This window comes from Mucilaginibacter yixingensis, assembly GCF_041080815.1.
In the GTDB taxonomy this organism is placed as follows: Bacteria; Bacteroidota; Bacteroidia; order Sphingobacteriales; family Sphingobacteriaceae; genus Mucilaginibacter; species Mucilaginibacter yixingensis.
Genome location: NZ_CP160205.1, coordinates 4,183,053 through 4,203,834 on the forward strand (window position 1 = coordinate 4,183,053; position 20,782 = coordinate 4,203,834).

Annotated in this window: 20 protein-coding genes; 4 read left to right on the forward strand and 16 right to left on the reverse strand. The window is 46.6% G+C overall.

The genetic code is table 11. From position 1 onward, the window contains the following. Window positions 1–6 precede the first annotated feature (6 nt). A complete protein-coding gene (locus tag ABZR88_RS17050; RefSeq protein WP_107827173.1) occupies window positions 7–1,812 on the reverse strand; it encodes a DNA mismatch repair protein MutS in 1,806 nt (601 codons plus the stop codon). A gap of 232 nt (window positions 1,813–2,044) precedes the next feature. On the opposite strand from ABZR88_RS17050, the gene rlmH reads away from it, so the two are divergent. From rlmH to ABZR88_RS17070, 4 genes are all read left to right on the forward strand, one after another. After that, the gene (rlmH, locus tag ABZR88_RS17055; protein WP_107827174.1) at window positions 2,045–2,518 is read left to right on the forward strand and encodes a 23S rRNA (pseudouridine(1915)-N(3))-methyltransferase RlmH; all 474 of its coding nucleotides are present in this window, start codon (window positions 2,045–2,047) and stop codon (window positions 2,516–2,518) included. An 87-nt stretch (window positions 2,519–2,605) separates the two neighbouring features. Continuing rightward, entirely contained in the window at window positions 2,606–3,544 is a 939-nt protein-coding gene (locus ABZR88_RS17060) for an aspartyl/asparaginyl beta-hydroxylase domain-containing protein (protein WP_107827175.1), read from the forward strand. Window positions 3,545–3,644: 100 nt separating this feature from the next. Then, entirely contained in the window at window positions 3,645–4,613 is a 969-nt protein-coding gene (locus ABZR88_RS17065) for a cation diffusion facilitator family transporter (RefSeq protein ID WP_107827176.1), read from the forward strand. Between the two features lie 199 nt (window positions 4,614–4,812). Continuing rightward, window positions 4,813–6,078, forward strand: coding sequence for an asparagine synthetase B (locus ABZR88_RS17070; protein ID WP_107827177.1), 1,266 nt, complete (start codon window positions 4,813–4,815; stop codon window positions 6,076–6,078). 222 nt (window positions 6,079–6,300) lie between these two features. Here the strand turns inward: ABZR88_RS17070 and ABZR88_RS17075 are convergent, their stop codons facing one another. The 15 genes from ABZR88_RS17075 to nuoF all read right to left on the reverse strand — a co-directional run bounded on the left by ABZR88_RS17075 (window position 6,301) and on the right by nuoF (window position 20,779). Beyond that, window positions 6,301–6,798, reverse strand: a complete 498-nt coding sequence (locus ABZR88_RS17075) for an acetyl-CoA carboxylase biotin carboxyl carrier protein subunit (protein WP_107827178.1) — start codon at window positions 6,796–6,798, stop codon at window positions 6,301–6,303. A gap of 7 nt (window positions 6,799–6,805) precedes the next feature. Next, on the reverse strand, window positions 6,806–7,468 hold the full coding sequence (locus ABZR88_RS17080; protein WP_107827179.1) for a DUF4159 domain-containing protein: 663 nt from the start codon (window positions 7,466–7,468) through the stop codon (window positions 6,806–6,808). A 1-nt stretch (window position 7,469) separates the two neighbouring features. After that, window positions 7,470–8,177 carry a 16S rRNA (uracil(1498)-N(3))-methyltransferase gene (locus ABZR88_RS17085; RefSeq protein ID WP_107827180.1) on the reverse strand — a complete coding sequence of 236 codons (708 nt, stop codon included), beginning with the start codon at window positions 8,175–8,177 and terminating at the stop codon, window positions 7,470–7,472. Between the two features lie 12 nt (window positions 8,178–8,189). Beyond that, window positions 8,190–9,533, reverse strand: coding sequence for a hemolysin family protein (locus ABZR88_RS17090; RefSeq protein WP_107827181.1), 1,344 nt, complete (start codon window positions 9,531–9,533; stop codon window positions 8,190–8,192). Window positions 9,534–9,542: 9 nt separating this feature from the next. Further along, the gene (locus ABZR88_RS17095) at window positions 9,543–10,088 is read right to left on the reverse strand and encodes an inorganic diphosphatase (protein WP_107827182.1); all 546 of its coding nucleotides are present in this window, start codon (window positions 10,086–10,088) and stop codon (window positions 9,543–9,545) included. Between the two features lie 32 nt (window positions 10,089–10,120). Then, window positions 10,121–10,756: a DedA family protein gene (locus ABZR88_RS17100; protein ID WP_107827183.1), complete on the reverse strand. Its 636-nt coding sequence runs from the start codon at window positions 10,754–10,756 to the stop codon at window positions 10,121–10,123. A gap of 40 nt (window positions 10,757–10,796) precedes the next feature. Continuing rightward, window positions 10,797–12,194, reverse strand: a complete 1,398-nt coding sequence (locus tag ABZR88_RS17105) for an NADH-quinone oxidoreductase subunit N (RefSeq protein ID WP_107827184.1) — start codon at window positions 12,192–12,194, stop codon at window positions 10,797–10,799. 28 nt (window positions 12,195–12,222) lie between these two features. Beyond that, window positions 12,223–13,716, reverse strand: coding sequence for a NuoM family protein (locus ABZR88_RS17110; RefSeq protein WP_107827185.1), 1,494 nt, complete (start codon window positions 13,714–13,716; stop codon window positions 12,223–12,225). 1 nt (window position 13,717) lies between these two features. Next, complete coding sequence (gene nuoL, locus ABZR88_RS17115; RefSeq protein ID WP_107827186.1) at window positions 13,718–15,640, reverse strand: NADH-quinone oxidoreductase subunit L; 1,923 nt, start codon at window positions 15,638–15,640, stop codon at window positions 13,718–13,720. 112 nt (window positions 15,641–15,752) lie between these two features. After that, a complete protein-coding gene (nuoK, locus tag ABZR88_RS17120; protein ID WP_107827187.1) occupies window positions 15,753–16,082 on the reverse strand; it encodes an NADH-quinone oxidoreductase subunit NuoK in 330 nt (109 codons plus the stop codon). Beyond that, the gene (locus ABZR88_RS17125; protein ID WP_107827188.1) at window positions 16,082–16,579 is read right to left on the reverse strand and encodes an NADH-quinone oxidoreductase subunit J; all 498 of its coding nucleotides are present in this window, start codon (window positions 16,577–16,579) and stop codon (window positions 16,082–16,084) included. Before ABZR88_RS17125 ends, nuoK begins: the two co-directional genes overlap by 1 nt. 64 nt (window positions 16,580–16,643) lie before the next feature. Further along, window positions 16,644–17,141 carry an NADH-quinone oxidoreductase subunit I gene (locus tag ABZR88_RS17130; RefSeq protein WP_107827189.1) on the reverse strand — a complete coding sequence of 166 codons (498 nt, stop codon included), beginning with the start codon at window positions 17,139–17,141 and terminating at the stop codon, window positions 16,644–16,646. Window positions 17,142–17,155: 14 nt separating this feature from the next. Beyond that, window positions 17,156–18,190 carry an NADH-quinone oxidoreductase subunit NuoH gene (nuoH, locus tag ABZR88_RS17135; protein WP_107827190.1) on the reverse strand — a complete coding sequence of 345 codons (1,035 nt, stop codon included), beginning with the start codon at window positions 18,188–18,190 and terminating at the stop codon, window positions 17,156–17,158. 6 nt (window positions 18,191–18,196) lie between these two features. After that, window positions 18,197–19,195, reverse strand: coding sequence for a 2Fe-2S iron-sulfur cluster-binding protein (locus tag ABZR88_RS17140; RefSeq protein WP_107827191.1), 999 nt, complete (start codon window positions 19,193–19,195; stop codon window positions 18,197–18,199). 219 nt (window positions 19,196–19,414) lie between these two features. Beyond that, a complete protein-coding gene (gene nuoF, locus ABZR88_RS17145) occupies window positions 19,415–20,779 on the reverse strand; it encodes an NADH-quinone oxidoreductase subunit NuoF (RefSeq protein ID WP_107827192.1) in 1,365 nt (454 codons plus the stop codon). Window positions 20,780–20,782: the final 3 nt, after the last annotated feature.

The window sequence follows — 20,782 nt, forward strand, 5'->3', positions numbered from 1 at the left end:
CAACACCTACCCCAGCGCCTCAATCCCAATCCTCCGCAACAACAACGACGCATTGAACGTTTTGCAGGCTCCCTGTTTAATCTTATAATCAAACAACATCTCGTCGCCTGTTACCTGGATATCGAAATAGAAATTGCGAACGTAATCCGGATAAGTCTTCTCCAATTCTGATAGTTGCAGATCGTGTGTTGCAACAAGACCCACACCTTTTTTTCGGATCAGCTGCTCAATAACAGCTTTTGAGCCAAGGTATTTATCTACCGAATTGGTACCGCGCAACATTTCGTCTATCAGGAAATAAACTTTATTCTGCTGCTCTACCGCCCCCAGCAACATTTGCAGTCGATCAAGTTCAGCTTTAAAGGTGGAGGTGCTTTCATTTAGCGAATCTTTGATACGCATATAAGTCACCACGCGAATAACCGATAGCTTCAACTCCTGCGCGCAGGCCGGCGCACCGCAAAGGGCCAGCACTGCATTGATACCGATGGTACGTAGAAAAGTACTTTTACCGGCCATGTTAGAGCCGGTGATGATATCGATACGATACGCATCATTCAAATCAAAATCATTACTTACACGCTGCGTTTCTTTAATAAGCGGATGCGCGAGGGCCTTAGTACGATAAGTATAACCATTGCCTTCGGCAATTTGGGCAAAGCACCAATCTGGGTAATTGATGTGCAAGCCAGCCAGGCTTAGTAGTGCTTCAAACTCGCCTAACAAATCAAATGCGGTAGAAATACTTTCTTTGTTGTTACGTTTCCAGTTTTCAATGGCCAGCATCTGTTTGAGCGCCCACAGAAAAAACAGGTTGAGCACAAAACCCACAATCATAATCAAGCTATAACTCAAACGGTTTACCAAAATGCCCAGCTCACGTATTTTAGCCGATGTCTGATGATCTGCCAACTGCTTAGACAATCTGCTACACTCTCCCGACGCCCAATTAGCCGTCTCCACTTTTTTAAACAGCACGGCATATTGCTGCAGCACTTGTCCCAGTTTGCCGGCCACAAAATCGGCCTTGGTAACGTAACTGCCATAGTACATGTTGAGTGCAAAATGGAACAAGGCAATGAGTACAGCTACCGGCACCATCAACGGCACAAAACATGCCGCTACAATTGCACCGGTTAGCAGAATGGGAGCAAGACGAATGTAAGTACTCAAAAAACGCTCAGCAGGTATTTTGAGCGGGGTGGCCAGGTAGGCCATCAAGCCTTTCATCTGTCCGTCGCTAATCTCGCGGGCAAACAGTAGCCGGGCCTGAAAATCGAGTTTCCAATCGTTACGGGTAGCCAACTCTTTCAACGCCTGCTGCCGGCTGGTAATTTCTTCCCGATCAGATGGTGCCGAAAACCAATCGGCCAATCTGTTCAATCCCGGGCGTGTGGCCGCGCGGTTAGTCAGTTGAAAGAGCGAATATGGTCCGAAAATATCCAGATCTGCCGTGTATGGATGCTTATCATCAGCAAACTGCCGACCATCATCATATAAATTTTTGCGGTTGCTGATGCTGTCAACCTCGTTCTGATTAACCGTAGCCAAAGCATTAAAATAGCTGCGTTGCTCTTCAAAATAACTCTGGCGAGACATGAGCCATACAAAAACCAACAGCAGGATAAAGGCCAGCGACATCAGCATACCCATCCCGCCCCACTTCAACGCGATATATATCGACATTGCAAACAGCAAAAAAACGCCCAATCGCATAAACGAATAGACATTAATAAGTCTGGAGAATTTAGCAGCCTCGGCACGGGCCTCCTCGGCCTGTCGGTTATAATTGGTGATGATGGGATTTTCCATTTCGGTATAAAGCAAAGTAAAATTAAGTTTTAGATGATAATATCACCGGGTTGAACTTCTTAAATTTCATTGCCTCCCATTTATCGGACTGACTAAATGACAACCATCTTTGGCTTTAACCACATTTGTAGTATAGACATCATTTCGGCTAAAGCCATTCTTTCATCCTCATTGCCGTCGACTAAAGTCGACGGCAATGAGGCAAATGATACAATTAACTATCTTTGCCGCAATGAAGATCACCCTGCTTACCGTCGGCAAAACCGAAGATGCTTACATCCGCGACGGAATAGACAAATACGTAAAGCGACTGAAGCATTATGCCCGGTTTGAGATCATCGACCTGCCTGAACTTAAAAATACCAAAGCCCTCACCCAGGATCAACAGAAAAGTAAGGAGGCTGAAATGTTGTTGAAAAAAATCACCAATACAGATTACGTGGTGCTGCTGGATGAGAAAGGCTTGGAGTTCAGCTCATCTCAATTTGCCACCTGGCTGGATAAAAAGGCCATCGGCTCCACCAGCAGCATTATTTTTATAGTTGGCGGCCCCTACGGGTTTGATGCTTCGGTATATGCCCGGGCTAATGATAAGCTATCACTCTCCCGCATGACGTTCTCTCATCAAATGGTACGTCTGTTTTTTACTGAGCAGCTATACCGCGCCTTTACCATCCTGAAAGGCGAGCCTTATCACCACGAATGATACGGTTAACTAAATGTCATAAAAATTCAAAACGTCAATTTTTCGGGCGTTATCGGTATTTTTGCGCCGAAAACTAACTCACATCGCATGCATTCTATTATTCCTGAGCTTTACTCCGGTAAGTTCATCTTTTTGTATGTACTCATTATTTCAACCGTAATTGTGCACTATCGCGGTAAAGTACGCTACAAATTTTTCCGCCAGTTTGCAGATCACTCTACGTTTATGGCGCCCATCAATGTGCCAATGTATGCACTCTCTGGTGTGGAGAACAAGCCATATATTAATACCGGACAATTTGCAGAGCTGGCCCTACTGAAGGCTAACTGGGAAACTATTCGTGACGAAGCCATCCAATTGGAGCGTGCAGAACTGATAAAAGGCAGCGATAAGTATAACGATGTTGGTTTTAACTCTTTCTTCCGTCGTGGATGGAAACGTTTTTATTTAAAATGGTATGGCGATTACCATTCATCAGCAAAAAAATACTGCCCTAAAACTATTGAGCTTTTACAGGGCATTCCATCTATAAAAGCTGCCATGTTTGCGGTATTGCCTGCGGGCAGTCAACTGTTACAGCATCGCGATCCGTATGCGGGCTCATTGCGCTATCACCTGGGGCTAATCACACCTAACTCTGACGATTGCAACATTATGGTTGACGGCCAGATGTATTCATGGCGCGACGGTGAGGATGTACTGTTTGATGAAACCTACATCCACTGGGCCGAGAACAAGAGCGACAAAGACCGCCTGATCTTGTTCTGCGACGTAGAACGCCCGGTAAAAACCATCTTCGGTCGTGGCTGGAACAAGTTTTTCGGCTGGTTCATCATGGCCTCCGCTGCATCACCTAACATGGGCGAAGACAAAACCGGCAACATCAACAAAGTATTCAAATATATCTACTCCATCAGGCTGGTGGGTAAAAAGCTGAAAGCCTATAACCTGAGGCTGTATTATGTAGTGAAATACCTGCTGTTTGCTTTAATTCTGTGGGCGCTATTCTTCAGACATTTGTATTAGGAACTGGCCCCGGATTTTGGATAATCATTCGTTTTAATTCCGGGGCTAATTTCATCGTTGCTTCACACAGCCAAATTTAAAATTACCTACCTTTGGCGTCATGGCGCACGACCACGATCATTCTCACGCACATCATCATCATGGACATGACCATGATCACGATCATCACCACGGCTTGTTTCACACCCATGAAGCGCCCCGGCTGGATCATCTGAATTCGGCTTTCGTTTGGGGCATCATCCTTAATTCCATCTTTGTGGTGGTTGAGGGCGCGGCCGGTTTTATCAGTCATTCGCTTTCATTATTGACCGATGCCGGGCACAACCTGAGCGATGTGGCCAGTCTGGCCCTGGCGCTGCTGGCTTTTAAGCTGGCCAAGGTAAGCTCCAACCAGAAATACACCTACGGGTATAAACGCTCTACTATTATTGTATCGTTTTTCAATGCGCTCATCCTTTTTGTGGCCGTTGGATTGATTGGTTACGAGGCTGTAATGCGTTTCTTTCATCCTGAAAGCGTGCCGGGCAGCACCATTGCCTGGGTATCTTTTATCGGCATTGCCATTAATGGTTTTACAGCGTGGCTGTTTATGAAAGACAAGGATAAAGACCTGAACGTTAAAGGAGCCTACCTGCACATGGCGGTTGATGCCATTGTATCGTTAGGGGTGGTTATCTCGGGCATTGTCATTTATTTCACCAAATGGTACTGGATTGACAGCGCCGTGAGTTTAGCCATTGTGGTGATTATCGTTGGCGGCACCTGGGGCCTGCTTAAAAAGAGCCTGCGTCTGGAAATGGACGGCGTGCCAGACGAGATGGATCTGGAGAAAGTGAAAACCGAATTAATGAAAGGCAAAGGCGTAGTAGAGGTGCACCATGTACACATCTGGGCACTCAGTACTACAGAAAACGCCATGACTGCCCACCTGGTTATTTCTGACGAGGAAATGCCCAACTTTACTGCTATTAAGCATGACTTGCGCCATCGCCTGCTGCATATGAACATCAGTCATTGCACCTTTGAACCGGAGCTGGCAAGTGAGAAGTGCGAGCAGGCGGAGTGTTAGTAAGACCTTATAAAACGGGATGTCACGTTGAGCCTGTCGAAACGCGTGCGTAGGCCTTCCCGCGCCCTTCGACAAGCTCAGGATGACACCCGGCCCGCTATTAAAACGATCTATTGTGAGTTGACACCCTGCTCACCGCCAAACTGAACAAAATACTTTTCAATCCTAATCGTTATTTTTGGATATGCGCCGCATGTCGATGACGATCTCTTTCAAACATTATATCCTGGCTTTGTGCTTTGTACTTTCGGCTTTTGCCTCCAAAGCAGCGTCCATCTTACTGCCGATGGACGAGACGCAGAAAGATCATCTTAAATCATACGGTATTGCCTTCTGGACATTGAAAAACGGCGAGGAGGTGGATTGGCTGCTCAACTACCGTGGCGGCAGCTTTATGATGAAGTATGATAAAAGCATTGAGGATGAATGCAAGATTCGCGGCGTAAGCTATGAGGTGGTTGCTGATGCCAAGGTAAACCAGATTATTACCGAGGTGACCGATCCCTCTGTAAACATGGATTTGGTTAAACTGGAGAAAGCGCCCCGAATGGCCGTGTATGCTCCTAAAACCAGCATGCCCTGGGACGATGCCGTAACCATGGTACTGAAGTATGCCGAGATCCCTTACGATCTGATTTATGATGAGGAAGTGCTACGCGGCGACCTGCCCAAATATGATTGGCTGCACCTGCACCATGAGGATTTTACCGGTCAGTACAGTAAGTTTTATACCTACCGTTTTGAAGCTTGGTACGCCAACGATGTAAAGGCGCAAGAGGCCATGGCCAAAAAGCTGGGCTTTGATAAAGTATCAAAAATGAAATTGGCCGTGGCCCAGCACATCCGCGATTTTTGTGGCAACGGCGGTTTCCTGTTTGCCATGTGTTCGGGCACCGACACGTTTGATATTGCGCTGGCGGCTGCCAATACCGATATTTGCGAAAGCATGTTTGATGGTGACGCAGCCGATCCAAACGCGCAATCTAAACTTGACTTTGGCGCCACCTTTGCCTTCCAGAACTTTCAACTGGATATGAACCCGCTCTCACACCGGTTCAGTAATATCGACGTTACCTTTACCCGGCAGGTAGACCGCGCGAATGATTTTTTCACGCTGTTTGATTTTTCGGCCAAATGGGATGTGGTACCCAGCATGCTCACCCAAAACCATGATAAGGTAATTAAAGGTTTTATGGGACTGACCACTGCCTTTAACGAGCGCTACATTAAACCCGGCGTTACCATTATGGGCGAAATGAAAACAGGTAACGAGGCCCGCTACATCCACGGCGAGTACGGCAAAGGTCAGTGGACCTTCTACGGCGGCCATGACCCCGAAGATTACCAGCACGGCGTAGGCGACCCGCCAACAGATTTAAAGCTGCACCCCAACTCACCCGGATATCGTTTGATTTTGAATAATGTGCTGTTCCCTGCGGCCAAGAAGAAAAAACAGAAAACCTAGCGGTTTTAGTTAATTGGTGATTGGTTGATTAGTGATTAGTGATTAGTTGAAATTATAACCCGCTTGTCATTCCGAACGAACATGGGCAGGACTGTGAAATGGCGTGAGGAGGAATCTTAGACGCTAGCTAAGCCATCGAATAAAAGCATGTGGGCTAAGATTTTTTCACATCGTTCAAGAGAGTAGTTCTCCCATTGGTCGAAATGACATAATTCTAATAACCTAAAACAACATCAGCACCTGCCCTTTTTCCACTTTATCACCAGGCTTTATTTTGGATGATTTTACCACCATGTCTGCCGGGGCTTTGATGATGTTTTCCATTTTCATGGCTTCCAGCACAAACAGGTTATCGCCTTTCTTTACCTCATCGCCGGGGTTTACAAATACTTTCAGCACCAGGCCGGGCATTGGGGCTTTCAGGTCGCTTACTTTGGCGCTGTCGCCGGCATTCATACCCAGTTGTTCCAGCAGCAGGTCGAACTGGTCTTTGGCCGCTACATTATACAGCCTGCCGTTCACTTTTATCTCTGCAGATTTGGTGGCTCGGTCAAAGCTTACCACCTCGGCGTTGCAGGAGGCCAGGTTGTGGATGATGTGATAGCTATTATTACCCAACTCGCGGATATCCATGTGTGCATCCTTGCCCCCTACGGTTAGTTTGCCTTTGGTTAATTCAGTCTCAAACTGCTGTTGTCCATTTACTTTGATGCGATACATAGGTGGGTTATTGGGTTAAAGCGTATTGAATCATATTAGCACCCATTTTAAGGGCTTTAAGACGCGATTCCTGGCTATCGCCGGCATAAGTGCCATAATCCTCCCAGCCGTTGCCCAAATCGCACTCATAGTCATAAAAACACACCAGGCGACCTTTATAGATCAGTCCGAAGCCCTGCGCGCGTTTACCATCGTGCTCGTGGATTTTGGGCAGTCCGTTAGGGAAATCAAATTTCTGGTGATAGATAGGGTGATTGAGCGGCAGTTCCACAAACTCCAGTTCAGGGAAAACTTTTTTCATTTGCGGACGGATAAACTGATCCAGTCCATAATTATCGCAAATATGCAGAAAGCCGCCACCGGTAAGGTATTTGCGCAGGTTGCGCACCTCGATATCGTTAAAAATCACGTTCCCGTGACCGGTCATGAAGATAAAAGGATAATTAAAAATCTCGGTACTGCCTGCTTCTACCGTTTCTTCATCAGCCTGAAAACTGGTATGCAGGTTATCGTTACAAAACTTAATGAGGTTGGGCAGTGCGGTGCGGTCGCCATACCAATCGCCACCGCCGTTGTATTTGAGACGGGCCATACGATAGGCGGGCGGAGGCGTAAAGCTACTCAGCAGTAACAGGGTTATCAAGGTACTGGCGAGTGTGAGCAGCTTCATTTTACCGGTTTAAAAAATTGACTTCAAAGCAGGCTTCCAGGGCGGCCGTTTCGGTGCGCAGCCTGCTGTTTCCTAAAGTTATGGCTTTAAAATCATTTTCTAAAGCAGTGGCAATCTCTTTTTCGCTAAAATCGCCCTCCGGGCCAATCATAATCAGGCTCCGGCCATTTACTGTCAAAGCGTCGCGCAGCTCCAGCTTCTCCCCTTCTATGCAGTGCGCAATAAACTTTTGTCCGTCAAAAGGTTTGGCCATAAACTGGGCAAAAGTAACGGGCGCATTTAAAACAGGGTGATAGGCTTTAAGCGATTGCTTGATGGCCGAAGTAATGATTTTATCCAGTCGATCCGTCTTAGCCTCTTTACGTTCAGAACGTTGACAGATAATAAGCGATACCTCATCAACGCCAATCTCTGTGGCTTTCTCTAAAAACCACTCCAGACGTTCAATATTTTTGGTGGGTGCTACCGCGATGTGCAGGTAATGATTGCGCTTACCGTATTCATAAACGGCTGATTGGATTTTGAGGATCACGCGCTTTGGGTGCGCATCGCTGATGGCTGCGTTATAAAATCCGCCTTTGCCATCAATCAGGCTCACCTCGTCGCCCACGTTAAGGCGCAGCACACGGATGGCGTGCTTGCTTTCTTCCTCGTTCAAGAAATAAGCTTCGGCATTTGGGGCAATATCGGGGGTATAAAACAGATGCATCTGCTTACGCTTTTAATGCAGGTCTATGGTATCCTCGGCGTTGAGCAAGAGTTCCAGCTTCACCGATTCAATATTTTGCTCAGACTTTTTGAGTACGGTGATGTTGTAGCCGTCGGCCTCCTTATGTTCGCCCACTTCGGGAATCTTACCAAAAACTTCGCTTACCCAACCGCCAACGGTATCGAAGTCGCCATCCTCGGGCAAGTCATGCGGCAGGTGACCGTTTGCATCGTAAATGCTGGCACCGGCGTTCACAATAAACTCATTGTCGCTCATTTTTTCTACAATGGGCTTCTCCTCGTCATACTCGTCCTGTATTTCACCTACCAGCTCTTCCACAATATCTTCCAGGGTTACCATACCGGCGGTACCGCCAAACTCATCCAATATAATAGCAATCTGCAAACGCTTCTGCTGCAACTCGGCCATCAGATCATTGATCTTCTTGGTTTCCGGAATAAAGTAGGGTTTACGGATGATATCCTTCAGCTCAAAGTCGGTATTTTTAAACAGCAACGGTAAAATATCTTTAGCGTGTACAATACCGATGATCTTATCGATACTATCCTGATAAACCGGCATGCGGCTGTACCCTTCGGAGATGAGCAGTTCTACCAGTTCTTCGCGAGAGGTTTGAACATCTACACCCGAGATCTTGGTACGCGGTACCATGATATTCTTTACTACGCGCTCGTTAAAATCAAATACATTTTTGATCAGCTCGTGCTCGTTAGAATCCAGCGCGCCGCTTTCTTTACCTTGTTCTAACAGGTATTGCAATTCTTCAGAGCTATGATGCGCTTCTTCACTTATGCTGTTAATACCAATAAGTTTGAGCAGGAAAGTAGCAAAACCATTCAGCAACCAGATGAACGGCTTACACAGCACAAAAAAGAACTGTAAGGGAACCGATACCGCTAACGTGGTACGCACTGAACGTTGTATGGCGATAGACTTAGGTGCCAGCTCGCCAAATACAATGTGAAATACAGTGATCACTACAAAGGCTACCACATGGCACACATTGATTACAAACCCAGAGGTAATAACGATACCGAAAAACGAGAAAACGTTGAGGGCAATTTTAGTCACCACATCCTCGCCTACCACACCAAGCCCCAGCGAGGCGATGGTTACGCCCAGTTGCGTTGCGGCCAGGTAGCCGTCCATATTATGAGTAATACGACGGGCCAGCTTAGCTGCGGTACTGCCAGATTTAATTTGCAACTCAATTTGCGAACCCCGCACACGTACAATGGCAAATTCAGCGGCAACAAAAAACCCGTTCAGCAGAACCAGGAAAAGCGTAGCAAATACTTCAAAAAGACTTACATGAAGATCGACGGGGTGATCCATTCAAATGTTTTATTGTTCGACAAGGAAAGTAGAGCTATATAACTCTAAACTTTCTTTAATTACTTTGTAAGCATACGGCTTACCCAACAGGTGCTCTATAGTTACGTTTTTATCTTCAAGCGCCTTATAGTCTTGAAAAAAGCGTACAATCTCTTTCATGGTATGCGGCGGCAGCTCGTTCAGGTCGTCAATATAATTAACAGACATGTCATTTTTAGCCACAGCAATAATTTTATCATCCTGCTCACCATTATCAACCATGTGCATTACACCAATTACTTTAGCCTCAATGATAGACATCGGGTAAACATCGGCAGAACACAGTACCAGAATATCCAGCGGATCTTTATCATCGCAATAAGTTTGAGGGATGAAGCCGTAGTTAGCCGGATACATTACTGATGAGAACAGGATACGATCCAGTTTCAGCAGGCCTGAATCTTTATCAATTTCATATTTAGCTTTCGAGCCTTTTGGGATCTCGATGATTGCGTTAACAATTTCGGGTATGTTTTCGCCAGGTGAAACCTGGTGCCAGGGATGTTGTGTGCTCATGAAGTATATAAATATAAAAAAATATAAATTGTTTAGTCGCCGCTTACTATAGTCTTCTTTTTCAGGAAGGCTACAATGAGCGGTATACTGGTGATAACGATCAGTCCGATGATCACATACTCCAGGTAATCTTTGATTTCAGGATAGCGGCGGCCCAAAAAGTAACCGGTTAAGGTTAATATAGCTACCCAGGCCACGCTGCCTACCAGATTGTAAAGCGAGAACCGTTTCAGATCTACCTTTACCACTCCGGCAAAGATAGGTGCAAAAGTTCTTATTATGGGGAAAAATCTGCCTAAAACCAAGGCCATGCCGCCATGTTTCTGATAAAACTCTTCAGCTAGTTGTACATAACGTTTTTTAAAGAACAGGGAATCGTTTTTCTTGAAGAGCAAAGGGCCTGCGCGATAGCCAAACCAGTAACCCACGTAGTTACCCAAAACGCCGGCACCAACTAATGAAGCAATCAGCACCACAATTGGTACATCCAGAATCCCGGTGGCGCATAATAAACCGGCCATAAAAAGCAGGTAATCTCCGGGCAGAAAAAACCCGAAGAACAGTCCCGTCTCAGCAAAAACCACAATCAGCAGCAAGTAAAATCCTCCTGTGCTGAGGATGGCATTTGCGTCGGTTAAATTATGCAGGTTCTCCCAGAAATTTTCCATGCGCAATAAGTAAAACTACAAATATTATTTCTATTTGTAATTACTTAACTGACGGAATCAGGGCGGCGATAACTGTAGGGTAAATACCAATGAACAATGTAATCAAGGCTGAAAGCGCCAGTACCACATTGAAATAGGCTGGTATAGCCAAACCCTCACGCTCTGAATTACGGAAGTACATGGCAATAATTACCCTGAAGTAATAGAAGATACTGATAATGGCATTAAGCACCGCGATAATTACCAGATAGATATGCGATTTAGCCAGCGCACCGGTAAACATAAAGAACTTGCCAATAAACCCTGCAGTAAGCGGAATGCCGGCTAATGACAGCATTGCCACGGTAAGCACAAACGCCAGGAAAGGGTTTTTACGGCCCAGGCCATTAAAGCTCTCAAAGTTATCGTTACCCTGTTGCTGCTGTACCAGTATTAATACCGCAAATGCAATGATAGAAGCAATTGAATAGGCCGTAGCGTACACAAATACAGAGTTACCTGAATTAGCGCCCAGAGCCACAATAGCAAACAGCATATAGCCCGCATGCGAGATGCTGGAGAAAGCCAGCATACGTTTAAAGCTTTGCTGATAAAGCGCGGTGATGTTGCCAATAAACAAGGTCAGCCCGGCAATAATAACCAGCACCGGTGTCCAGAACTCAGCAACTGAAACAAAACAGTTTTGGAACAAACGCAGGAAAGCAGCGAAGCCCGCAGTTTTTACCACGGTAGACATGAAGGCCGTAATCAAGGTTGGAGCACCTTCGTACACATCTGGCGTCCAGAAGTGGAAAGGCGCTGCGCCTACTTTAAAGCACAAGCCAACGATGATGAGCATAATACCGGTGTAAAACATCGGGTAACTGCCAGATTTATGCGATAATGCCCAGTCGCGGATAGCGTCGAGGTCAAAAGAACCTGTAGTACCATAGATCAGCGCAATACCGAACAGCAAAAAGCCGGTTGAAAAAGCGCCCATCAGGAAGTATTTCAAAGCGGCTTCGTTCGAGCCAAAGTCTTGTTTTTTGATACCCGCCAGAATGTAAAGGCTTACAGACATGATCTCAATACCGATGAACAGCATAGTAAGGTTATGGTATGATACCATCACAATGATACCGGCCAGCGCAAACAAGATGATAGAATAATATTCTGCCACGTGACTGCTTATCTTCTCAAAATAGTCTTTTGATAACAACAGAATCAGCACAGTAGAAACAACGGTAATGCCGGTAAAGGCAATAGAAAAATGATCAAACAGCATCATGCCGTTATAGATTGGCATCACTGTATCGGCGGCCTTCCACTGCGATATAGCTAAACCCAGCGCCACTGCCAAACCAATAACGGTTACCGGCAGCAATGCATTTTTGGCTTTATATAAGCCTAAATACAAAAGCAGGATAGGTAAAACAGATATGAGTATTAAGGTATTCATTTTATATCGATCAAAATTTTTGTCAAAACTATTTAGTAACAGGCAGTGTGTTGCTACCGGTAGCACTCATCTTCTCGGTCATAAAGTGGATGAAATCTCTCACCCCTGCGTCAGACAGATGCAGAATTGGCTGCGGATAAACGCCAATCACAATTACCAGCGCACTGATAATAATCAGTACCCATTTATCGGTACCGGTCACATCCGTAAACTGGATGGTCAGGTCATTAGTTGGGCCCTGCATAACGCCTTTGTACATGCGCAGCATATAAACCGCACCCAAAATGATGGTTAAGCCGGCTATAGCAACCAAGATGATGTTATAATCATAAATGCCGCTCAGCAATAAAAACTCGCCCACAAAACCGTTAGTTAACGGCAATGCAACAGCTCCCAGCGTAATAATCAGGAAACAGGTAGCAAATACCGGCGCAACTTTGGCAATACCGCCCAGTTGGGTAATATCGCGGGTATTCATTTTACGGCTGATGATATCCCATACGATGAACAAACCAACCACGTTAATACCGTGGCTCAGCATCTGGATCATAGCACCTTGCAAACCGTTCCAATTCAGCGCCAGGATAGCGGCAGAGATTAAGCCAACGTGTGCAATTGATGAGTAAGCGATTAAACGCTTGCCATCTTTTTGCTTAAAGGCAATAATAGAAGCATAAACAATACCCACAACAGCCAGGGTGATAGCCAGTGGATACCATTGGTTAAAGCCCAGCGGCAAAATAGGGATCATCCACCTAACCATACCATATAAGCCCATCTTCAGCATCACGCCAGAAAGCAGCATGCTGCCGGCTGCCGGTGCCTCGGTATACGTATCGGGCTGCCAGGTATGGAACGGGAAGATTGGCACCTTAATGGCAAAGGCCAGGAAAAACGCCCAGAACAACCATGATTGCTCTTTCAAACTCAACTGCAGGTTATAAAAATCGCTGGAGTCAAAAGTACCATTCGGGTTATGCAGATACAGATAAATCAAACCTGCCAGCATAAATAATGAACCGGCAAAGGTATAGATGAAGAACTTAAGCGTTATTTTAACCCGATTCTCGCCGCCCCACATACCGCAAATAAAGTAGATTGGTATCAGCGCCGCTTCCCATCCCACGTAGAACAGAAATCCGTCCATGGCCAGAAAAACGGTGGTCATACCAGCCTGCATAAACAGTATCAGTGCATAAAACGCCTTAGCGCGGTTATCATACTGATGTTTATAAGTGCTCAGGATAATTAGTGGCAGCACCAGCGCGGTAAGCAGCACCGGGATGATGTTCAAACCATCTAACGCAACAACAAAATAAGCGCCTATCTGCGGAATCCATGGAGCCGTGCTATCCATCTGCGGGAAGCTGGTATTAGGATTAAACTTGCTGATCAGAACACCGGTAATAACCAGTTCAGCCAGCGTAGCAACCAGGGCAATGTGCTTGGCCCAATCGTTTTTTACTAAAAACAGGGCGGCAGCAGCCAGTAACGGTAAAAATATTAATATAGAAACTGTCATTTTATACGTGCAGCTTATCCATTAAACCCAAACTATACAGTAGTATGGCCACAATGCCTACTACCATCATAAAAATGTAGAAACCTACGTTACCAGTTTGCAACAGGCGCAAACCTTTGCTGGCCTCTACCGGTCCGGCACCAATGCCATTCACCAGGCCATCGATACCCAGCTTCTCGATCACTTTATAGAAGAAATCAGACAGCCAATCTAACGGGCGACGGATAATCAGGTCATACAACTCATCAACATAAAACTTGTTATATGACAGGGTAGCCAGCAAACCACGCTCTTCGTCGTCGCGCACAGGCACATGCCCGTTTTTGTTGTATTTAACGTAAGCATAAGCCAGGGCAATAAACGCTGCGGCTACAGAGATACACATCAGCGTCACTTCAATCGCAGGAGTCAATGCCTCCTTAGGTTCTGATAAGAACTTGTTATTGATGATCGGCTTCAAAAACTCGCCTAACTCTTCGTGACCGCCTAATACGGCCGGTACGTTAATCAAACCACCAACAACAGAAAGCACGGCCAGCACAATCAGCGGCAGCGTCATAGTTGCAGGCGACTCATGCAGGTGATGCTCCTGTTCGCTGGTTCCGCGGAATTTTCCGTAAAAAGTAAGGAACAACATGCGGAACATATAGAACGAGGTAAACATGGCGGTGATGACACCGATAGCATACATGATCTTGCTGTGCTCATAAGTGTGCGCCAGAATTTCGTCCTTAGAAAAGAAACCGGCAAACGGCGGGATACCTGCAATGGCAATAGTACCGATAAGCATTGTCCAGAAAGTAATAGGCAATTTTTTACGCAGACCGCCCATGTTACGCATATCCTGCTCGCCGCTTACCGCGTGGATTACCGAACCGGCACCCAGGAATAATAAAGCTTTGAAGAATGCGTGGGTAATAACATGGAAGAAACCACCGGTAAAGGCACCAACGCCTAAACCCAGGAACATATAACCCAACTGAGATACGGTTGAGTATGCCAGTACTTTCTTAATATCTGTTTGTGTTAACGCGATGAGTGCCGCAAATAAAGCTGTTGCCAAACCGATGATGGCAACGATATTCATCACCACTGGTGAGAGCAGGAACAGCACGTTTGAACGGGTGATCATATAAATACCCGCAGTAACCATAGTAGCTGCGTGGATGAGCGCCGAAACAGGTGTCGGACCGGCCATCGCGTCAGGCAACCAGGTAAACAGTGGAATTTGTGCTGATTTACCGGTAGCACCGATGAACAGCAGCCCGGCAGCCAGACCAACCGCCCAGTAACCCGGGTGAATCAACTGTGCTTTTTTGATCATCTCCTGGATGTTCACCGTGCCAAACAAATTCAGGATAAGGAAGATGGCAATCAGGAAACCTAAATCGCCAATACGGTTCATTACAAATGCTTTCTTGGCAGCATCAGCATAAGATGGATTGCTGTACCAGAAACCAATGAGCAGGTAAGAGCAAAGCCCCACGCCTTCCCAACCGATGAACATAATTACATAGTTGGCGCCCATTACCAGCAGCAGCATGAAGAAGATAAACAGGTTTAAATAAGCAAAGAACTTACCAAAGCCCTCATCATCATGCATATAGCCGATAGAGTATAGGTGAATCAGCGTACCAACACCGGTAATGATAAGCAGCATAATAGCGCTTAGCTGATCGATGTAGAACTCAAAGGGGATGCGTACAGGCCCGGCCAGGATCCAGTCGAAATACTTGATGGCGATGTGGTGCTGATAGTTAGCTTTCACCTCGAAGAAAACGCCGACACTGATAGCGAATGACGCCAGTACCAGTAAGGTACCGATAGAACCGATAAGGCCTTTTGGTAATTTGTTTCGGCCAAGCCCGTTGATAATAAATCCCGCCAGGGGTAATATCGGAATAAGCCAGATAAGTTTATCCATTTGTTAACTGTTAGCCCCCTAACCCCCTAAAGGGGGGATTTTAATGGGGATATTTTTATTTTCTTGTTATCTGATTAATAGTGTCCTCTCCCCCTTCAGGGGGCCGGGGGGCCTACCATTTTAGCCTGTTCAGCACATTAACGTCAATCGAACTGGTGTTGCGGTAGATCATCACAATAATGGCCAGACCAACAGCTACCTCGGCAGCAGCCAGCGCCATGATGAAGAATACAAAAACCTGGCCCGATGCATCGCCCCGGTAAACCGAGAACACCGTGAGCAGCAGGTTAACGGCATTCAGCATCAGCTCTACCGACATGAATATCACAATAGCGTTGCGGCGCAGTAACACACCGGTAACGCCAATACAAAACAGCACGCTGCTTAACAAGATGTAGTGGTTAAGCGGCACGGTTTTAACGGCATTGAAGAAACTTTCCATCAGGCAGCTTTTGGTTCTTTTTTAGCTAATAATACCGCACCCACCATGGCTGACAACAGCAGGATGGACGAAATTTCGAACGGTAACAAAAATTGGTTAAACAATACTTTACCCAGGCTTTTCACCAACCCCAGACCCGGATCTGCCAGCAGCACCGGCTTTGATGAGGCCGATAGCTTAAGGGCGCCAAACAGGGTGGCCAGTAAACAACAACCGCCAATAACGGCTGCAAACTTTACAATATTGCTTTTGACAGGTTCTGAATCGACGTTGAGGTTGAGCAACATCAGCACGAACAGGAACAACACCATAATGGCCCCCATGTAAACAATAAAGTTTACGATGGCCAAAAATTGGGCGTTAAGCAAAATGTAGTGAATAGTGATAGTGAAAAACGTGAGGATAAGGTATAACACGCTGTGCACCGGGTTTTTGGCAGTAATTACCAGGAGTGCAAACAGCACTGATAAAAACGCGATAAAGTAAAATATACCCATTTTAGTGTTTACAAATAGACATTTGCCCGGCTTAAAATTGACGGGCAAATGTATAAAACTTCTTCTATTGATTAAGTGGAGCCTCCACTAATTTATCCTTGCCGTAAATAAAATCCTTACGCAATGTATCCGACGGAACGATTGGTCCATCCAGGTAGATTGCCTCTTTCGGGCAAGCTTCTTCGCACAGTCCGCAGAAGATGCAGCGCAGCATGTTGATCTCATAAACTGCTGCATATTTCTCCTCGCGGTACAGGTTCTCTTCGCCTTTCTGACGCTCGGCTGCCGTCATGGTAATAGCTTCAGCCGGACAAGACAAGGCGCACAAACCGCAGGCGGTACAACGCTCGCGACCGTCTTCATCACGTTTCAGTGAGTGCATACCACGGAAGTTCTCAGAGAACTCGCGCTGCTGCTCAGGGTAACGGATGGTTACTTTCTTTTTGAAAAAGTGACTCATGGTAATAGCCATACCCTTAGCAATTGCCGGCAGATACATCTTCTCGGCCAGGGTAAGTGGTTTTACATCGAGTACTTTCTTTTTATTACTTAGTGGTTCCATTTAGAAACGCTTAATTAACTATGGTGATACAATACAATTACAAGGCCGGTTACCACAATGTTGGCAATGGCAAAAGGTATCAGGCCTTTCCAGCCCAGGTCCATCAACTGGTCATAGCGGAAACGCGGGATGGTCCAGCGTACCCACATAAAGAAGAAGATGAACAGGAATATTTTCATGAACATCAGCACCACACCCAAAATCACAGATGCATTGGCACCAAAGTGAGCAGCGATATAGTCCATACCCGGATAGTTATAAGCGCCCCAGTACAGCGTCACCATTACTGCCGATGAGATGAACATGTTGATATACTCAGCGAACAGGTAGAAACCCAGTTTCATTGATGAGTATTCGGTATGATAACCGCCTACCAGCTCGGTCTCACACTCCGGTAAGTCGAACGGTGAACGGTTGGTTTCCGCAAAAGCACAGATCAGGAACAGGACAAAACCTACCGGCTGATAGATGATATTCCAGTGCCAGCCGTGTTGTTGCTCTGCAATCTCACGCAGGCTCAGTGTACCGGTTACCATTAGCAGGGCAATGATAGACAGGCCCATCGAAATTTCGTAACTGATATTCTGTGACGCCGCGCGGATAGCACCCAGCAACGAGTATTTGTTGTTTGATGCCCAGCCACCAATCATGATGCCATATACCCCCAGCGATACCACGCCGAAGATGTACAGGATACCTACGTTGATATCGGTCACCTGCAGGTCTATAGTGGTAGAACCGATCACCAGTTTCTGTCCCCATGGAATAACCGCAGAGCCTATACAGGCCGTCATTATTGCCAGCGAAGGGCCAACGATGAACAGGAAACCGGTAGCACGGGTTGGGATGATCTCTTCTTTCATGAACATCTTCATACCGTCGGCAGCAGGTTGTAAAATCCCCCACGGACCTGCACGGTCTGGTCCCAGCCTGTCCTGCAAAAATGCAGCAACTTTACGCTCGGCATAAGTAGAGTACATCGCAATCAGCAAGCTGATAGCGAAAATCACTACTACTAAAGCAATCTTTATATATAAATCTGTAAGCATTTTCTATTACAAACGTGTATCGCGTTCAAACTGATTTTTATTGTTCTCCTGCAGCACAGGGTTGGTTTTCACCACCGGCAGCGGGCGCAGCGTATCATAATGGTTAGCGCTGATAACCGAGTTGTTAGCAATCTTGCGCGGGCCTTCAATTACCCAGTCGGCAGTTTTCTTTTTATCAAAACGGCACTCGTTACAGATAAACTCCTCTACCTCGCCATACACATCTTTACGGGCCGTAACACGAATCACATCTTCACCTTTATACCAAAGGGTTACTTTGCCGTTGCATTTCTCGTGGTTACAATCGCGGTGTGCGTCAACCGGCTTGGTAAACCATACACGGTTTTTAAAACGGAAGGTTTTATCAGTCAGCGCGCCAACCGGACAAACGTCTATCACGTTACCAGAGAAGTCGTTATCAACAGCAGCCTGGATGTAGGTAGAGATCTCTGAATGATCGCCCCTGTTCAGGATACCATGGATACGATGATCGGTAATCTGATCTGCGGTGAAAACGCAACGATAGCAAAGGATACAACGCGTCATGTGCAGTTGGATCTTATCGCCAATGTCAATCTTCTCGAAGGTACGTCGGTCAAACTCGTAACGGGTTTTAGCAGCGCCGTGCTCATAACCTAAATCCTGCAGATGACACTCTCCTGCCTGATCGCAGATAGGGCAATCCAGCGGGTGATTGATCAGCAGCATTTCTACCACACCTTTACGTGCCTCTATTACCTCTGGCGAAGTAATGTTTTGCACCTCCATTCCATCCATTACTGTGGTACGGCAGCTGGCCACCAGTTTAGGCATAGGGCGCGGGTCTTTCTCAGAACCTTTGCTTACCTTAACCAAACAGGTACGGCATTTACCGCCGCTGCCCTGCAGCTTTGAATAATAGCACATGGCAGGCGGAACAATATCGCCACCTATCTGCCTTGCAGCATTGAGGATGGTTGTCCCGGGGTCTACCTCTACGGTGATACCGTCTATTGTTACTTTCATTTGAACCTCTCCTAAATCCACTCTTAATGAGCGGACTTTTAAGAAACTATTGTTTATATCTTTTGGGAGACACAAATATGTGTCTCTACATTTTTCTTCTATCGTAGAGACACATATTTGTGTCTCAATTGTGGCGGCATCCACCGCCTGTCTGTCCCTGGTGAGGCACAAATATGTGTCTCCACAACCACTCCTCCCCTTCGGGGAGGCCGGGAGGGGTTAAGCCGCTGTTTCTTCCTTCTTAGGCAATGGATCAGCGTAATGAGCCAGACCATAATTCCTGGTCATCGCCTCGCTCGCATTGGTCACATGCCATTCAAACTCATCTCTGAAGTGACGGATGGCGCTGGCTACCGGCCAGGCTGCCGCGTCACCCAGCGGACAAATGGTGTTACCTTCTATCTTTTTAGATACGTCTACCAGCAGGTCGATATCGCTTTTCTTGCCATGACCGTATTCCAGTCTGTGCAGCACTTTCTCCATCCAGCCAGTACCTTCGCGACAAGGCGAGCATTGGCCGCAGCTTTCATGGTGATAGAAACGGGTAAAGTTCCAGGTATTACGAACGATACAAGCATCTTCGTCAAACGCAATGAAACCGCCCGAACCCATCATGGTACCGGTAGCAAAACCACCGTCGGCCAGTGATTCGTAGCTCATCAAGCGGGCCTCGTTGTTAGCCGTTTTAAAGAACAGGTTAGCTGGCAGAATTGGCACTGATGAACCACCGGCCACTACTGCTTTCAGGCGTTTGCCGTTAGCTATACCACCGCAATACTCATCGCTGTAAACAAACTCTTCGCAGCTCAGGCCCAGATCAATCTCATACACACCTGGCTTTTTCAGGTTACCGCCGGCACTGATCAGCTTGGTACCTGTACTACGGCCGATACCTAACTTAGCATACTCGTCGCCACCATCATTGATGATCGGTACTACCGCCGCGATTGACTCTACGTTGTTTACCACCGTTGGGCAGCCATACAAACCGGCAATAGCCGGGAATGGCGGCTTAATACGCGGGTTACCACGTTTACCTTCCAGTGATTCCAGCAGGGCGGTTTCTTCACCGCAGATGTAAGCACCACCACCTGGTTGTACGTACAGCTCCAGGTCATAACCGGTGCCCAGTATATTTTTACCTAAAAATCCTTTTGCTTTTGCTTCAGCGATGGCCTTTTCCAGGATGCGGATCTGTGGCATCATCTCACCGCGTACATAGATGTACGAGGTATTGGCGCCCAGCGCATAGCTGGATGTGATCATCCCCTCAATTAAAGCGTGAGGGATGTAGGTCATCAAAAAGCGGTCTTTGAACGTACCCGGTTCAGACTCATCGGCGTTGCACACCAGATAACGAGCCACACCTTCCGGCTTAGCCAAAAAGCTCCACTTCATCCCGGTAGGGAAACCTGCACCACCGCGACCACGCAGGCCCGATTTCTTTACCTCTTCAACCACCTCGTCAGGCGTCATCGTTTTCAGGGCTTTCTCTACCGAACGGTAGCCGCCTTTTTCACGATACACATCAAAAGTGTTGATGTTTGGTACGTTAATATGTTCTAACAGTAACTTGCGTCCCATAGT

What these genes read in the sequence shown, in the direction of transcription:
- ABZR88_RS17050 (WP_107827173.1), bottom strand. Translation starts at nt 1,812, where the DNA reads ATGGAAAATCCCATCATCACCAATTATAACCGACAGGCCGAGGAGGCC.
- rlmH (WP_107827174.1), top strand. Translation starts at nt 2,045, where the DNA reads ATGAAGATCACCCTGCTTACCGTCGGCAAAACCGAAGATGCTTACATC.
- ABZR88_RS17060 (WP_107827175.1), top strand. Translation starts at nt 2,606, where the DNA reads ATGCATTCTATTATTCCTGAGCTTTACTCCGGTAAGTTCATCTTTTTG.
- ABZR88_RS17065 (WP_107827176.1), top strand. Translation starts at nt 3,645, where the DNA reads ATGGCGCACGACCACGATCATTCTCACGCACATCATCATCATGGACAT.
- ABZR88_RS17070 (WP_107827177.1), top strand. Translation starts at nt 4,813, where the DNA reads ATGACGATCTCTTTCAAACATTATATCCTGGCTTTGTGCTTTGTACTT.
- ABZR88_RS17075 (WP_107827178.1), bottom strand. Translation starts at nt 6,798, where the DNA reads ATGTATCGCATCAAAGTAAATGGACAACAGCAGTTTGAGACTGAATTA.
- ABZR88_RS17080 (WP_107827179.1), bottom strand. Translation starts at nt 7,468, where the DNA reads ATGAAGCTGCTCACACTCGCCAGTACCTTGATAACCCTGTTACTGCTG.
- ABZR88_RS17085 (WP_107827180.1), bottom strand. Translation starts at nt 8,177, where the DNA reads ATGCATCTGTTTTATACCCCCGATATTGCCCCAAATGCCGAAGCTTAT.
- ABZR88_RS17090 (WP_107827181.1), bottom strand. Translation starts at nt 9,533, where the DNA reads ATGGATCACCCCGTCGATCTTCATGTAAGTCTTTTTGAAGTATTTGCT.
- ABZR88_RS17095 (WP_107827182.1), bottom strand. Translation starts at nt 10,088, where the DNA reads ATGAGCACACAACATCCCTGGCACCAGGTTTCACCTGGCGAAAACATA.
- ABZR88_RS17100 (WP_107827183.1), bottom strand. Translation starts at nt 10,756, where the DNA reads ATGGAAAATTTCTGGGAGAACCTGCATAATTTAACCGACGCAAATGCC.
- ABZR88_RS17105 (WP_107827184.1), bottom strand. Translation starts at nt 12,194, where the DNA reads ATGAATACCTTAATACTCATATCTGTTTTACCTATCCTGCTTTTGTAT.
- ABZR88_RS17110 (WP_107827185.1), bottom strand. Translation starts at nt 13,716, where the DNA reads ATGACAGTTTCTATATTAATATTTTTACCGTTACTGGCTGCTGCCGCC.
- nuoL (WP_107827186.1), bottom strand. Translation starts at nt 15,640, where the DNA reads ATGGATAAACTTATCTGGCTTATTCCGATATTACCCCTGGCGGGATTT.
- nuoK (WP_107827187.1), bottom strand. Translation starts at nt 16,082, where the DNA reads ATGGAAAGTTTCTTCAATGCCGTTAAAACCGTGCCGCTTAACCACTAC.
- ABZR88_RS17125 (WP_107827188.1), bottom strand. Translation starts at nt 16,579, where the DNA reads ATGGGTATATTTTACTTTATCGCGTTTTTATCAGTGCTGTTTGCACTC.
- ABZR88_RS17130 (WP_107827189.1), bottom strand. Translation starts at nt 17,141, where the DNA reads ATGGAACCACTAAGTAATAAAAAGAAAGTACTCGATGTAAAACCACTT.
- nuoH (WP_107827190.1), bottom strand. Translation starts at nt 18,190, where the DNA reads ATGCTTACAGATTTATATATAAAGATTGCTTTAGTAGTAGTGATTTTC.
- ABZR88_RS17140 (WP_107827191.1), bottom strand. Translation starts at nt 19,195, where the DNA reads ATGAAAGTAACAATAGACGGTATCACCGTAGAGGTAGACCCCGGGACA.
- nuoF (WP_107827192.1), bottom strand. Translation starts at nt 20,779, where the DNA reads ATGGGACGCAAGTTACTGTTAGAACATATTAACGTACCAAACATCAAC.